The 15,265-nt window shown below is 69.7% G+C and carries 11 protein-coding genes; 5 read left to right on the top strand and 6 right to left on the bottom strand.

What is annotated here, in order from left to right:
* Positions 1–161: 161 nt before the first annotated feature.
* From ACYVOK_RS17280 to ACYVOK_RS17270, 3 genes are all read right to left on the bottom strand, one after another.
* Complete coding sequence (locus ACYVOK_RS17280) at positions 162–1,430, bottom strand: D-arabinono-1,4-lactone oxidase (protein ID WP_460663453.1); 1,269 nt, start codon at positions 1,428–1,430, stop codon at positions 162–164.
* 72 nt (positions 1,431–1,502) lie between these two features.
* A complete protein-coding gene (locus ACYVOK_RS17275; RefSeq protein WP_460663452.1) occupies positions 1,503–2,819 on the bottom strand; it encodes a glycoside hydrolase family 53 protein in 1,317 nt (438 codons plus the stop codon).
* A gap of 273 nt (positions 2,820–3,092) precedes the next feature.
* Positions 3,093–5,087, bottom strand: coding sequence for a beta-galactosidase (locus ACYVOK_RS17270; protein WP_460663709.1), 1,995 nt, complete (start codon positions 5,085–5,087; stop codon positions 3,093–3,095).
* A gap of 179 nt (positions 5,088–5,266) precedes the next feature.
* On the opposite strand from ACYVOK_RS17270, the gene ACYVOK_RS17265 reads away from it, so the two are divergent.
* Genes ACYVOK_RS17265 through ACYVOK_RS17250 form a run of 4 tightly spaced genes read left to right on the top strand, consistent with a single transcriptional unit; the run spans position 5,267 to position 9,418 of the window.
* Positions 5,267–6,589, top strand: a complete 1,323-nt coding sequence (locus ACYVOK_RS17265; protein WP_460663451.1) for an ABC transporter substrate-binding protein — start codon at positions 5,267–5,269, stop codon at positions 6,587–6,589.
* Positions 6,586–7,500: a carbohydrate ABC transporter permease gene (locus tag ACYVOK_RS17260; protein ID WP_460663450.1), complete on the top strand. Its 915-nt coding sequence runs from the start codon at positions 6,586–6,588 to the stop codon at positions 7,498–7,500. The genes ACYVOK_RS17265 and ACYVOK_RS17260 overlap by 4 nt, the downstream gene beginning before the upstream one ends.
* Positions 7,497–8,387: a carbohydrate ABC transporter permease gene (locus ACYVOK_RS17255; RefSeq protein ID WP_460663449.1), complete on the top strand. Its 891-nt coding sequence runs from the start codon at positions 7,497–7,499 to the stop codon at positions 8,385–8,387. Before ACYVOK_RS17260 ends, ACYVOK_RS17255 begins: the two co-directional genes overlap by 4 nt.
* A gap of 17 nt (positions 8,388–8,404) precedes the next feature.
* Positions 8,405–9,418, top strand: coding sequence for a LacI family DNA-binding transcriptional regulator (locus ACYVOK_RS17250; protein ID WP_460663448.1), 1,014 nt, complete (start codon positions 8,405–8,407; stop codon positions 9,416–9,418).
* 31 nt (positions 9,419–9,449) lie between these two features.
* Here the strand turns inward: ACYVOK_RS17250 and ACYVOK_RS17245 are convergent, their stop codons facing one another.
* A complete protein-coding gene (locus ACYVOK_RS17245; RefSeq protein WP_460663447.1) occupies positions 9,450–10,214 on the bottom strand; it encodes a sulfite exporter TauE/SafE family protein in 765 nt (254 codons plus the stop codon).
* A 133-nt stretch (positions 10,215–10,347) separates the two neighbouring features.
* Here ACYVOK_RS17245 and ACYVOK_RS17240 point away from each other — a divergent pair, with 133 nt between their 5' ends.
* A complete protein-coding gene (locus ACYVOK_RS17240) occupies positions 10,348–13,320 on the top strand; it encodes an AfsR/SARP family transcriptional regulator (protein WP_460663446.1) in 2,973 nt (990 codons plus the stop codon).
* Here ACYVOK_RS17240 and ACYVOK_RS17235 read toward each other — a convergent pair.
* A complete protein-coding gene (locus tag ACYVOK_RS17235) occupies positions 13,310–13,804 on the bottom strand; it encodes an AAA family ATPase (RefSeq protein ID WP_460663445.1) in 495 nt (164 codons plus the stop codon). The genes ACYVOK_RS17240 and ACYVOK_RS17235 overlap by 11 nt on opposite strands.
* Positions 13,801–15,024 (bottom strand): MFS transporter, encoded by a 1,224-nt coding sequence (locus ACYVOK_RS17230; RefSeq protein ID WP_460663444.1) that lies wholly within the window; start codon positions 15,022–15,024, stop codon positions 13,801–13,803. Before ACYVOK_RS17230 ends, ACYVOK_RS17235 begins: the two co-directional genes overlap by 4 nt.
* Positions 15,025–15,265 lie beyond the last annotated feature (241 nt).

The raw sequence follows: 15,265 nt of genomic DNA, 5'->3' as shown, positions 1-15,265 counted from the left end.
GTCTGGCAATTCCGCGCCGTAGCGAGCAGGTGCTCGGTGCGGTGCATCGGCGTGCTGGAGCGGAGGTTGCGATGCGGAGCATCGTGGCCTTCGCTCCAGTGCGCCGAGGTGCCGTGCCGAGTGCCGCGCAGTAGGCGGGGAATTGCCAGACACGACCTAACTCACGAACCGGGCAGGTACGTGTCGAGGAACGGGTTGCGGAACTTGCCGGTCGGGTCGTACTTCGCGGCCAGGTCGATGAAGTCGGCAACCTTCGGGTAGCAGGACCGCAGGTACGCCGCGTCGGCCGCGAACACCTTGCCCCAGTGCGGCCGGGCGCCGAGCGGGTTGAGCGCCTCCTCGAGCGCGACGACGACCGGGCGTACGGCGGCCTCGTCCTGGATCCAGGTGAAGTGCAGGGCGACGGTGTCGCGGCCCTGGCTCGGGCTCAACCAGAGCTCGTCCGCGGCGATCGTCCGTACCTCCGACACCTGGAGCACCGGAGCCAACTGGTTGCCCAAGGCCCGCAACGCCTCGAACGACTCGGCCGCCGCGGTCCTGGGCAGGAAGTACTCCGACTGCAACTCGTCACCGTTGCTCGGGGTGAACTCGAGCCGGAAGTGCGGCAAGCGCTCGTTCCACGGCCCCGGTACGCCGCCCTGCTGGGTCGCGTACTCGGCCGGCATCGACTTGATCGGGTGCCGCGGCCCGTCCGCGATGTGAGCACCGAGCCACGACCGGGGCGGTGGGGTGGGGAAGGAATCGGGCGCAGCTTCGATCGGCGCACCGGCCCGCTGCTTGCGCCAGACCATCACATCCGGGTCGACCCAGTCGGTGAACGCACTCACGCTGTACGCACTCGCCATCACCTCGGCGAAGTCGCTGCCGAGCCGGTCCACCGGCAGACCGTCGTACACGACCTGGCTGATCTCGTACGACGGTTGCACGTCGAGTGTGAGGCTGACCGTCACCCCGAGCGCGCCGAGCGAGATGATCGAGCCGGCGAAGTCGGGGTGGTCACGGGTCAGTGTGACGAGGTCGCCTTCGGCGTCGACGAACGTGATCGCGTTGACCGCGTCGGCGAGCGGGCCGTTGGTGTCACCGGAGCCGTGCGTCCCGGTCGAGCACGCCCCGGCCACCGAGATGTGCGGCAGTGATCCGAGGTTGTGCAGGGCGAGTCCGCGCGACTGGAGCGCGCCGGTGATCTCGCCGTACCTCAGCCCGGCCGAGACGGTCACGCCGCCGTCGCCGACCTCGATCACCGTCGGCAGGTCGGCGACGCTGACCAGTGCGCCGGTGCTGTCGGCGACCCGGTTGAACGAGTGCCCGGTGCCGAGGACGCGGACCTTCTCGCTACGCGCGACGATCTCCTGCAACTCCGCCACCGACCGCGGGCGATGCAGCGGACTCGCGAAGCTGATGTTCCCGGCCCAGTTGGTCAGCTGCGTCATCGTCGGCCCCTTCTCTCACACGGCGTTCGGCCCCGACTCTCGCACATCGGCCGGGGCCGGGACCGAGGGGTCTTATCCCTTGGCGAGCAGCGAAAGGTTTCGGGCGGCGGGGAGCAGCCTGCCGGTGAAATCGAACAGTGCCTGGTTCTCCCACGCGTTGCCGGACGACGGGTCCGCCGGATCCCAGCCGGCACCGGCGACCGCGGTCCAGGCTGGTTCCCAGTAGACGGTCCCGATGCCGCGGCCGCCTTCGGCCGAGGCCACCGCGTCCTGTACGGCGCGGAACGCGGCAGACTGCCCGGCCGGCGTCGCGGGGTAGCCCGGGACGAGTTGACCCGGCTCGCGGATGATGTTCTCGAAGGCGGGCGTGTCGTCGGCCAGCGTGAACGGGTACGCCGTCTCCACGTTCAGCACGTCCCGGTCGTACCGGGCGGACAGCGTGGTGATCGCCTCCTGCAGGTCGGCCAGGCTGCCGTGCCAGTACCCGTAGTACGACAGCCCGATCAGGTCGAACGGCACGTTCCGGGCGACCACCTCGTCGAACCACCAGGTCAGGCTGCCGATGCCGTTGTTGATGTTGGTCAGGTGCAGCAGCACCTTGGTCGACCGGTCGACCGACTTCACCGCGCGCGAACCGGCGGTCAGGAACGACGCCAGGTTGTCCCACTGCGCGCCGACCACCTGGTCCGACGGATCGACGTCCCAGGTCTGGCCCCACGGCCAGAGCATCCCGGGGTTGATCTCGTTGCCGACCTGGACGTAGTCCGCCGTTGCGCCGGCCGCTTTCAAGGCCTGGAGTACGTCGCGAGTGTGCGCGGCCACCGCGTCCGCCAACTGGGCCGGCGTGAAGTTCCGCCAGGCGGCCGGGATGCCCTGCGCCCCCGGGTCGGTCCAGCGGTCGGAGTAGTGGAAGTCGACCAGCAGCTTCATCCCGGCTGCCTTGATCCGCTTCCCGGTGGCGACCACGTGGGCCTTGTCGTTGAAACCGTCCGCCGGATCGACCCAGACCTTCAGCCGGCCGAGGTTCATCCCGGCCCCGGCCAGGATCCGGACGGCGTCGCCGCGGCGTCCGTCCGCGTCGAAGTAGGCGGCACCGAACGCCTCGTTCTTCGCCAGCCCGGACAGGTCGCCACCACGGATCGTCCGCTCGACCCGCCCGGCGGCCAGGCCGACGTCGTCGAAGCTCGCCCAGGTGCCACCCGGCCCGGACGTGGTCAGCTCGATCGTGCACGGCTTCCGGCGATCGGCGTACACCGAGACCGCGGAGCGGACCCACTGGTCGTCCTGCACGGTCTGCGCGACCACGATCCGGGCTGCCGGTCCGCAGCCGTGGACCGACACCGTGCTCGCGTTGAGCGCGCCACCGGACTTGGCCCACTCACGGTCCACCAGCCGCGGCCCGGCAACTCGACCGTCTGGCGTGTCGTGACGCGGTAGTCGGCGGCCGCCCAGTGCGTCAGCCGGTCACCAGTCCGGCCGCCACCCTCGATCTTCGCCGCACTCACGTCGCCCAGCACCTGCCAGCCACCGAGTCCTTGCTCGAAGCCTGGGTTGACCACGCCGCTCGCGGCCATGGCCGGCCGGGTCCCGGCACCGCCGAGCATCACGGCCGCCGCGCCGCCGAGTGCGGTCCTTCGGGTGATCGGTCTCATCTGAACCCTCCTAGCGTCGTGCCACCCGGACGACGCGGACACCGCCGGCGTCGAGCTTCAGCGAGTCACCCGCCTCTCCGGTCAGCAGATCGGTGCCACCGGCCGGCAGGTCCACCGGCCGGGTGCCGTGATTCACCGCGATCAGGTAGTCGGCGTCGCTGCCGTGGCGCCGGATCAGCTCCACCTCGGGCAGGCCGTCCGCCGGCACGATCCCCGCGTCGTCGTACGCCTGACGCAGTACGACGGCCAACTCGTCCACGCCGAGCCGGGTGGCGATGTAGTACGCCGAACCGGCGCCGAGCACGTTCCGCGTGACGGCCGGCTTCCCTTCCCCCGGCCCGTCCTCGAAGGCGGCGATCACCTCGGCGCCTTCCAGAGCGACGTCGTCCGACCAGACGTCGCCGGTCAGCCCACCGGTCAGCCGGACCGTCTCACCGGCCCGCAACGGCAGGAACTCCTCGACGGTCAGTCCGAGCACGTCCCGCAGCGGTGCCACGTAGCCACCCGCGTGGACGGCGTCGTTCTCGTCCACGATCGCCGAGAAGTACGACACCACCAGCGTTCCGCCGCTCTCGACGTACCGCCGAAGGTTGCCCGCAGCAACCTCTGTGAGCAGGTACGACGCCGGCGCGACGACCAATCGGTACGCCGACAGGTCGGACTCCGGATGCGCGAAGTCGACGGTGATCCCGTCGCGCCAGAGCCGGTCGTAGAAGGTGTCGACCCGCTCGCGGTGGGACAGGTCCTCGCTCGGCCGCCACTCCAGGTCCTGCGCCCAGAACGACTCCCAGTCCCAGAGGACGGCGACGTCCGCGCGCACTTCGGAGCCGAGCACTTCGGCGAGCCGGCCCAGTCCGTCGCCCAGCGCACACACCTCCGACCAGATCCGGCTGCCGGTGCCGGCGTGTGGCAGCATCGCCGAGTGGAACTTCTCCGCGCCGGACCGGGACGCCCGCCACTGGAAGAACATCACCGCATCGGCGCCGCGGCCCAGATGCGTGAGGGCGTTGCGGGCCAGTTCGCCGGGCCGCTTCGCCAGGTTGCGCGGCTGCCAGTTCACCCCTGAGGTCGAGTGCTCCATCAGGATCCACGGGCGGCCGCGGGCGATCGACCGGGTCAGGTCCGCCGACAGCGCCAGACCGACGTGGCTGCGGGGATCCTCGGCGACCAGGTAGTGGTCGTTGGCAACGATGTCCACCGCCTCGGCCCACTTCCACAGGTCGACCGAGGGGCAGGTACCGGCCATGAAGTTGGTCGTGATCGGGACGTCGGGACACTCGGCCCGGATCGCGTCCCGTTCGGCGACGAAGCACCGCAGCAGCGCGTCGGAACTGAACCGGGCGAAGTCCAGTCGCTGGGCCGGATTCACCACGCTCGCCGACACGGCCGGCGCGGAGACGTGTTCCCACTCCACGTAGCGCTGGCCCCAGAACGCCGTACCCCAGGCCTGGTTGAGCGCGTCGAGCGAGCCGTAGCGTTCCTGCAGCCACCGGCGGAAGGCGCGGATGCTCTGCTCCGAGTAGCACTCCGACACGGGAGCGCCGTACTCGTTGTGCACATGCCAAACGGCCAGTGCCGGGTGCTTGCCGTAGCGACGCGCCAGCTGGCGGGCGATCGACGTACTGGCGTCCCGGTACGCCGGTGAACTGGGGCTGGCCATGCCACGCGAACCGAAGCCGAGGACCGTTCCGTCGCGGGTCACCACCCGGGCCTCGGGGTGCTGGTGGAAGAACCAGGCCGGCGGCGAGGCGGTCGGCGTACCGAGGCTGATCCGGATGCCGGCGTCGTGCAGCAGCGCGAACAGCCGGTCCATCCAGCCGAAGTCGTACTCACCGGGCCGCGGCTCGATCAGGGCCCAGGAGAAGACCCCGATGCTGACCAGGTTCACGCCGGCCTGCCGCATCAGTTCGATGTCCTCGGGCCAGGTCTCCTCCGGCCACTGCTCGGGGTTGTAGTCACCGCCGTAGCTGATCGACGAAATCCCCGGAAGCCAGCCCGCACCCATCGACACGCCTCACTTTCTGTGCACGCACACAGCCGATCGGCCGGACGTATCAGCAAGGAAACAGGATGAATCGAAGTGTTGACAAGATTTGGACCCGAATATCACTGTGAACGTGCACAGCCCGCTGGGTCGCAGTTGGCGCCCCCGACACCGGGCACTCCCCGAGGAGGAGACAAGCGATGCGACGAAACCCCCGCCGCCGGCTGACCGCTCTGGCCGCCGGAGCCGCGCTGCTGCTGGTGGGCTGCTCCGGCACCGGCGCGAGCGACGAGCCGGCCGCCCAGCAGACGCGGCAGCAGAACGTGAAGCTCACGTTCTGGACCTGGGCCCCGAACATGGACAAGGTGGTGGCGACCTGGAACGCCGCGCACCCCGAGATCCAGGTCACCGTGAACAAGCAGGACGGTGGCGACCCGGCGGTCACCAAGCTGCTGACCGCGATCAAAGCCGGCAGCGGCGCCCCGGACCTGATGCAGGCCGAGTACCAGAAGATCCCGACGCTGGTGTCGGCCGACGCGCTCGCGGACATCTCGAAGCACCTCGACCCGGGCGTCGCGGGCCACTTCCCGGAGACCGTCTGGAAGTCGATCACTCTCGGCACGGACGCGGTGTACGGCGTACCGCAGGACTCCGGGCCGATGATGTTCTACTACCGCACGGACATCTTCAAGCAGTACGGCCTGCAGGTGCCGACCACCTGGGACGAGTACGCGCAGGTCGCCCGCAAGCTGCGCGCCGCCGACCCGAAGAAGTACCTCGGTACCTTCTCGGCCAACGACCCCGGCTGGTTCGCCGGACTGGCCCAGCAGGCCGGTGCGTCCTGGTGGAGCATCGACGGTGAATCCTGGTCCGTGTCGATCGACGACGAGCCGACGCTGAAGGTCGCCGACTACTGGGGCGGCCTGGTCGCCGAGGGCGTGATCGACAACAAGCCGATGTACACGCCGGAGTGGAACGCCGCGCTCAACAACGGCACCCAGGTCGGCTGGCTCTCGGCCATCTGGGCGCCAGGCGTGCTGGAGGGCAACGCCGCCGCCACCAAGGGCAAGTGGGCGATGGCTCCGCTGCCGCAGTGGACTCCGGACCAGCCCGCCACCGGCAACTGGGGCGGCTCGGCGACCTCCGTGACGTCGCAGTCCAAGCACCCCGCCGAAGCGGCCGAGTTCGTCGAATGGCTCAACACCTCACCCGAGGCCGTCAGCGCACTGGCCAAGACCAGCGGCGTCTACCCGGCCGACCAGCCGGGCCAGGCTCAGGCGCTGTCCGCGGCACCGCCGTTCTTCGCCAACCAGCCGGACTTCTACCCGAAGGCGGCCGAGATCGCCAAGACCGCCCGCAGCTTCACCTTCGGCCCGAACGTCAACGTCGCCTACTCCGCCTACACCGACGAGTTCGGCAAGGCCGCCCGGGCGAAGTCGAAGGAAGGCTTCACGGCCGCGGTGAAGACGATGCAGAAGACCACACTCGACAACCTCAAGAGCTCCGGGTTCTCGGTCAAGTGAGCACGACCCCCCGGCGTAGGCCCCTGGCGCCGTACGCCTTCCTCGCCCCGGCGGTGGTGCTGTTCACGGCCTTCCTCGCCCTGCCGATCGCGTACGCGGTGTACCTGAGCCTGCGCACCGTCAAGGTGCGCGGGCTCGGGCTCGGCAAGGGATCCCGCGAACAGGTGTGGGCCGGGTTCTCCAACTACACCAAGGCGCTGACCGATCCGGAGTTCGCCTCGAGCGTGCTGCGGGTGGCGGCGTACGGCGTGATCGTCGTACCGGCCATGCTCGGACTGGCCCTGCTGTTCGCGTTGCTGCTGGACACACCGCGGGCCCGGGCCCGGAGGTTCTCACGGTTGGCGATCTTCCTGCCGTACGCCGTACCGGCCGTCATCTCCTCGTTGCTGTGGGGTTTCCTCTACCTGCCGTCGGTGAGCCCGTTCCACTACGCCGCCGACCGGTTGGGCTGGGCGCTTCCCGACCTCTTGTCGTCCGGGTCGGTCATCTTCGCGGTCGCCAACATCGCCGTCTGGGGTGGCGTCGGGTTCAACATGGTGGTGATCTACACCGCGCTCAAGGCGATCCCGACCGAGATCTACGAGGCCGCCGAACTGGACGGCTGCGGCCAGATCGCGATCGCCTGGCGGATCAAGGTCCCGGTGGTGCTGCCGTCGCTGATCATGACGTTCGTCTTCTCGATCATCGCGACCCTGCAGGTGTTCGCCGAGCCGGTGACGCTGCGGCCGCTGACCAACACCATCTCGAGCACCTGGACCCCGTTGATGAAGGTGTACCGGGACGCGTTCACCCGCGACGACATCCACTCGGCGGCGGCGACCTCGGTCATCCTCGCGATGGCGACGTTCGTGCTGTCGTTCGGCTTCCTGCGGCTGGTCCAGAACCGCGCGTTCGGTCAGGAGAACCGATGACGACGACCATGACCCCCGAGCGCACCGTCCCGGTCGTGCAGACCGCCGTACGCCGGCCTCGGACCCACAGTCCGGTCGCGACCGGGATCCTGCTGGTCGGCGCCGTGTACTGCCTGCTGCCAGTGGCGTGGGTGGTCATCGCCTCGTCGAAGAGCGGTGCGGAACTGTTCTCCACGTTCACGTTCAGCCCGTCGACGCACCTGTTCGGCAACATCGCCGACCTGACCGCCTACCGCGGCGGGCTGTTCTGGCGGTGGATGGCGAACACCGCGCTGTACGCCGGTGTCGGTGGGCTGTTGTCGACGTTCGTCTCGGCGGCCGCCGGCTACGGGTTGGCGAAGTACACCTTCGCCGGCAAGCAGGCGGCGTTCAACGTGCTGCTCGCCGGGGTCCTCGTACCGAGCGTGGTGCTGGCGGTTCCGCAGTACCTGCTGCTGGCCAAGGTCGGGCTGACCAACACCTACTGGGCTGTGCTGCTGCCGAGCATCATCAGTCCGTACGGCATCTACCTGGCCCGGATCTACGCGGCGGCCGCCGTACCCGACGATCTGGTGGAGGCCGCCCGGACCGACGGGGCCGGTGATTTCCTGATCTTCCGGTCGATCGCGGTTCCGTTGATGGCGCCCGGGCTGGTGACGGTGTTCCTGTTCCAGTTCGTGGCGATCTGGAACAACTTCCTGCTCCCGTACATCATGCTCGGCAACGACCACCTGTTCCCGCTCACGGTCGGACTGTCCGGGCTGCTCAACCAGGGCGCGTCCCAGCCGAGCCTCTACACCTCGGTCGTCACCGGCTCACTGCTGTCGATCATCCCGCTGCTGGCCCTCTTCCTCACCTTGCAGCGCTACTGGAAGGTCGATCTCGCGGCGGGTGCGGTGAAGAGTTGACACTAGACTCGGGCACTGTGGAGCAGAACGGCGGCCGCAGGCGACCCACGATCAAGGACGTGGCCGCCGTCGCCGGAGTTTCCCGGGGCACCGTCTCCCGGGTACTGAACGGCGGCCACTGGGTCTCGCCCGAGGCGCTCACCGCGGTCCAGGCCGCCATCAAGTCCACCGGGTACGCCGCCAACCGGCACGCCCGCAGCCTGGTCACCGGCCGGGCGAACTCGGTCGCCTTCCTGCTCACCGAGCCCCAGCAGCTCCTGTTCGAGGACCCGAACTTCTCGGTCCTGCTCCGCGGTGCCGCGGACGCGCTGGCCAAGCGCGACATGCCGCTGCTGCTGATGGTCGCCGGTACAGCGGAGGAACGGCGCCGCGTCACCGACTACGTCACGGCCGGCCACGTCGACGGCGTACTGCTCATCTCGTCCCACGCCGGGAACCCCGTGGTCGGGACCCTGCTCCGCGACGGCATCCCGACGGTCGCGTGCGGTACGCCGCTCGGGTACGAGGGGAAGATCGGGTACGTCGCCGCCGACGACGTGGCCGGGGCACGCGAGATGGTCCGGCACCTGCGCGACACCGGCCGGCAACGGATCGCCACCATCACCGGACCGCTCGACACCCCCGGCGGCGTCCAGCGGCTGCAGGGCTACCGCGACGAGCTGAGTGACGCGTACGACGAGTCGCTCGTTGCCCACGGCGACTATTCGCGACTCGGTGGACAACGGGCGATGGCGGAGCTGCTGGAGCGCAGGCCGGACATCGACGCGGTGTTCGTGGCCTCCGACCTGATGGCGGCCGGTGCGCTGACCACGCTGGCCGCGCAGGGTCGGCGGGTGCCAGGCGACGTCGCCGTCGGCGGGTTCGACGACTCCTATCTCGCCGCGGCCCTGACCCCGCCCCTCACTACGATGCGCCAGCCCTTCGAACGGATCAGCTCCGAAATGGTCCGGCTCCTCGGCGACGTCATCAACGGCGAGCAACCGGCCGCCGTGATCCTGCCCACCACCTTGGTCCGTCGCGACTCCACCTGACGTCCCGCCGGCGCGTGCTCGTCTCGACGCACTAGCCCAGCATCAGTACGGCGGCGACGATGCCGGCCAGGACGATCAGGACGCGCAACAGCGTGGCCGGGAGGCGGCGGCCGATGTGCGAACCGACGTACCCGCCGACGACCGAGCCGGCCGCCAGCAAACCCGCGACGGTCAGGTCGAGGTCGGCGACGAAGACGAAGATCAGGCCGGCGACCAGGTTAGCGGCCAGCAACGCGAGGGTCTTGAGCGCGTTGACGATCCGCAGGTCGAGATCGAGCCCGAGGCCGAGCACCGCCATCATCATCACACCCGCGCCGGCGCCGAAGTAGCCGCCGTACACACCGGTCAGCGCGGCGAAGACCGTGGTCGCCGGCGACATCGTGGTCCGCTCGGTGTGCGGGTGCTCGTGCCGCGACCGCAGCCACTTCGTGATCCACGGCTGGACGCCGACGATCAGGCAGGTGAACAGGATCAGCCACGGCGCCACCGCGGCGAACACCCCGGGCGGCAGGGCCAGCAGCAGCGCGGCACCACCGACCGCGCCGATCGCGCAGGTCAGGATGACCGCGGTCGTGGTCGGCCGCCGTATCTCGCGCAACTCCCGCCGGTACCCGAACGAGCCGCTCAGCGAGGCGGGCAGCAGCCCGAGGGTGTTTGACGTGTTCGCGACCACCGGCGGGATCCCGAGCGCGATCAGGACCGGGAAGCTGAGCAAGGACGCGACGCCGACCGTCGAGGTCAGCACTCCCGCGCCGAGACCGGCTGCGACGACGGCCAGATGCTCCGGCCCGGTCACGACGGCCCGCGACCAGGCAATGTGCAGCTGTGCGGGGCCGAGGAGTCCATGCGGTCCAGCCTATTGGGCCCCCGGCCTCAGCTCGTGAGATGTCCATTGAGGCCTGAACCCTCGGCAGGGCAGACTGCACTGAGTGAACCGCCCGCTACGGATCGACCTGCTGGGGCCGCTCCGGGTTCAATGGCACGGCCGGACGATTGCGCCCGGCCCTCACCGGCAACAGGCGTTGCTGGCGGTGCTGGCGCTGCGGGCGAACCAGATCTGCCCACCTGAGGAACTCCTGGACCTGGTCTGGCACGACAAGCCACCGGGGACGGGTCTCAAGGTGCTGCCGCCGTACATCTACCGGCTACGCCGCACTCTGCCGACGGATGTCCTCGACCGGACGACGGACGGCTACGTACTGCGGCTTCCGGACGACGCGCTCGACATCACCGTGTTCGAGACCGCCGTACGCACGGCCGGCCGGCACCGTGACCGCGGTGATCTCGATGCCGCCGCGGACGAGTACCGGCGCGCTCTCGACCTCTTCCGCGGCGAACCACTGGCCGGTCTGCCCGGTCAGTATCTGGCCGCCCAGCGACTCCGCCTCACCGAGCGCCGCGACAAGGTCTTCGCCGACCGCGTCGACGTCGACCTCGACCGCGGCCGGCACGCGGAACTGATCGCCGAACTCGTGCCGGCCGTCGCCGCGAGGCCGTTCGACGAGCACCTGGCCGGACAACTGATGCGCGCGCTCTCCGCCGACGGCCGCCAGGCGGACGCCCTCGACGTCTACACGCGCACTCGCGCAACTCTCGTCGACCAACTGGGCGTCGAGCCGGGGCCCGCGCTGCGCGAGATCCACCAGACCATCCTCCGCAACGAGGCCCCGCCGCGGGTCCGTGACGAACTCCCGTACGCCGGTGCCACCTTCGTCGGCCGCACCACGGAACTGACCCGCCTCGCCACCGCACTCGGCAACGCCGGCGCCTCCGCTCCCCCGATCGTCGCCATCGACGGCATGGCCGGTGTCGGCAAGACAGCCCTCGCGGTCAACGCCGCCCGCCAGGCCGGCAGCAGGTATCCCGACGGGCTCCTCTTCGTCGATCTGCACGGCCACACCCCCGGCCGGGCACCGCTCGACGTCAAGTCCGCCCTCGAGCATCTGCTCACCGGCGTCGGCGTGCCGGGTCCCGCGATCCCGCACACGCTCGAGGAGGCCCAGGCCCTCTGGCGTACGACGGTGGCCGGGCGGCGGCTGCTCGTCGTACTGGACAACGCCCCCGACAGTGCGACGGTCGAGCCGTTGCTCCCCGGCTCACCGACGTGCGGCGTCCTCGTCACCAGCCGCAACCAGCTCACCGGCCTCGACGTCCGCGAACGCCTGCACCTCGAACTCCTCGCCGCCGACGACGCGGCCGCACTCCTCGCCCAACTCGTCGGCGCCGACCGCGTCGGCGCCGATGTTGCGGCCAGCAACGGACTGATCGAGCGCTGCGGAAACCTTCCGCTCGCGCTCCGGATCGCGGGCGCCCGGCTCCGCCACCGGCCCGGCTGGACCGTTGCCCATATCAACCAGCGGCTCGATCGGGTCGGCCGCCGCCTGACCGAGCTCAGCGCCGACGGCCTCGGTATCGCGGCCGCCTTCCAGCTGTCCTACGCGCAGCTGAGCGCCGACCAGCAGCGCACGTTCCGCCTCCTCGGCCTGCTGCCCGGCCGCGACCTCGACGAGTACGGCGCCGCCGCCCTGCTCGACCGCAGTCCGGACGAGGCCGCCGACCTCGCCGAGTCCCTGGTCGACGCCAACCTGCTCCTCCAGCCGACGCCCGGCCGGTACCAGTTCCACGATCTCATCCGCCACTACGCCGCGGACCTGGCCCGCAGCACGGACTCTGCGGCGGACCTCGATGCGGCGCTCGACCGCCTCCTCGAGTACTACCTCCAGGCGTCCTCGCACCCGCTCCTGCAGCAGGCAAGCCCGGACTTCCTCGAACTCGCCGAGCGCCCTCCCGTCCCCCTGCCGAGCATCGCGACGATCCGTGAGTCGGTGGCGTGGGCGGACGCGGAGGCCACCAATCTCGCGGCCGCAGTCGAGCAGGCAGCCGAGACCGATCGTCTTGATCACGCCTGGATGCTGGGGCTGTGCTGCTGTGTGCTGCTCCAGCAGCGCGGCAAGATCCAGCAGCACACGAGGGTCCTCGAGCTCGCCCTCGAAGCGACCCGCCGTCTGGGCGACCGGAACGCCGAGGCACGAATACTGCATGCGACGGCACGCCTGGTCCGGGGTCAACAGGGCGCACGAGCAGCGGTCGACGTACTCCATCGAGCTCTGGAGCGCCTGCCCGAGGATGGGGATCCGCGGGTCCGCTCGCAGCTCTACTCGACCCTCGGCATCTGCCTGCAGACGCTGGACCCGTACGGCGAAGCGCTGCCGACCCTCCAGAAGGCGATCGACATCGCCCGCGATCTGAACGACGACCGACTGCTCGCCCGTGCGCTGGTCTTCACCGGCATCGCACGCGGCAACGCACGCGACTACGACGCCGCGATCCAGGCGTACCAGGAGTCGTTGAACCTGCTGCGGCGGTTCGGCCCCTCGGGCCTGATGGCCGACGCCCTGAGCGGGCTGACCAGCTGCTACCTCGGCATCGACCGTCTCGACGACGCCGTCGAGACGGCCACCGAGGCGCACCGGACAGCAGTGGAGCTGGACAGCATCTTCAGCCTTCCTTACGCGCTGGCGCAGCTGGGCCGGGTGCATCGTCTCCGCGGCAACTTGGAGAAGGCCGTCGACCTCCAGCGCGAAGCGCTGATCGCCGCCGACATGACCGGCCAGCTCCCGACCCAGTGGACGATCCGGCTCGCGCTCGGCGAGACGCTGCTGGCGACCGGTGACACCGACGGCGCCCGCCAGTCGTTCGAGGTGGTGGCGAACGGCGCGAGCGGCGACAAGGACCACATGTATCTTGTGTCGGCCTTGGAGGGCCTGGCCGACCACGCCCTCGCGACCGGCGATCCGCAGAAGGCGATCGACTATCTCGAACAGGCCCTGGCCATCACCGACGAGTTCGCCCCACCGCGGTCGGCCATCCTCCGCGGCCGCCTCGCCGAGATCAACGGCTGAACCGGAGGATCTCGGTCACCACCTGCTCGAGCGGCGCGGCGCCGTCCAGCTCCAGATCCGCAGTTGCCCGCAGCAACGGCTCGACCGTCTCCTTGAACTCGAGACTGCGAGCGAGTTCCTCCGGGTGCTTGCCGTAGTCGTTGGTCGTCCGGTGGGCGAGCCGTTCGGTCATCACTTCGGCCGTCACACTCAACAGCACGACTCCGTCGAACCGATCCCGGAACGCTCCCAGGTTCGGCGCACAGCCGCTGACGAACAGTACGCCGTCGCCGTCCGCCGCCAGCAACTCCCGCACCCGGTCCTCCCGCCACACCCAGTCCTTCCCAGGCTGTAGCGGCGACGGTCCTTCACCGTCCGGACTGTCCACCCACTCCGACCACTCGGGAGAATCGAGGTCCACGGCCCGGTGACCGAGTTCGGCCAGTCGCGCCACAACCGTCGACTTCCCCACCCCTGACACCCCGGTGACCAGAATCCGCTTCACCGCGCCAGGCTACGTCCCAGCCGTGCCAGCGGGGACAGGCTCAGAGCGAGCGGGGACAGGAAGAGGCCGACGATGGTGACGGCCAGGGCCGCGCGGGCGCCGACCATGCCGGCCGCCAGGCCGCCCAGCAGAGCGCCGACCGGGGTCAGGCCCATGCCGAGGAAGTTGATCGTGCCGACGACGCGGCCGTGCAGCGGCGCGGGGGTGACCGCCTGCCGGATGGCCGTGACGGCGACGTCGACGCTCTGGCTGAACACGCCGTACAGGAAGTTGATCGCGATCAGCGCGCCGATCGTGAAGACGCCCGAGCCGTGGACGACCGGCGTACAGAGCATCACCAGATCGGAGACGAGGGCGGCGAACACGACAACGCGGCCGTAGCCGAACCGGCGGGGCATCCAGCCGGACAGCAGGGAGCCGAGCAGTGCGCCCGGGCCGAAGGCGGCGAGGACGACGCCCACGACCGCACCCGGCAACTCCAGCGAGCGCACCAGGAACAGCAGGTACACGGTCATCACGGCGGTGAAGAAGAACTGGTAGATGCACGTCGCCACTGCCACGGCACGCAGCGACCTGTCGCCGACCACAACTTTCAGGCCTTCCCGGATGCTGCCGGACCGACCCGACGGAGGCGTGTCGAGACCGCGGATCCGCCAGATCGACACGACCGAGACGACGAAGCAGAAGGCACTGCCCAGGACGGCGAAAGGTGCTGTCAGCAACGACACCAGCCCGCCGCCGAGGGCCGGTCCGGAGATCTGCGCGACGGAGCGGCTGCTCTCGAGGATGCTGTTGCCCTGTGCCAACTGCTCACGCCGGACCAGCCGCGGGAACGACGCCTGGTACGCGACGTCGAAGCAGACGCTGAACACTCCGCCGACGAAGGCGACGACGTACAGGAACGGCAGTCCGAGAGTCCACGCGATCGGCACGAGCCCGAGCAGCACGGCCCGGCCGAGGTCGGCGTACACCATCATGGCGCGAGCCCGCCAGCGATCGACCAGTACGCCGGCGAACAGCGAGAACAGCAGGATCGGCACCTGCTGCGCGGCCCGCAGTCCGCCGAGCTGAGCAGCGCCGGCGCCCAGCGACACGACTGCCACCAGCGGCAACGTCACCTGACTGGCGTGAACGGCGAACAGCGAGGCGCTCTGGCCGATCCAGAGCTTCAGAAAATCACGATCCGCCCACAGGCTGGGCGCGCGCGACGACAGCGACACGAGGAGTCCTTCGAGTCAGCCCGGAATCGGGCAGGAGAAACCGCGCCGCTTACACCGGAAGCAGCACGCGATGACAGGGGCAGGTCAGCGCGTGCTCGAGTGACCGGGCATCTCCAACTCCTCGAAACTCGACTCCCCCGCACCCTAGCCACCCGCCGACCACCCGGCCAAGCGGATTTACCCGGGCCGGCTTGCCTGCGATTGGTTAGGCGGCTAAGTTTCTGATTAGCCGACTAACTAT

The organism is Kribbella swartbergensis (assembly GCF_054784135.1).
The sequence above is the reverse complement of the archived record's forward strand: the minus strand, read 5'-3'. Positions and strand labels throughout refer to the sequence as shown.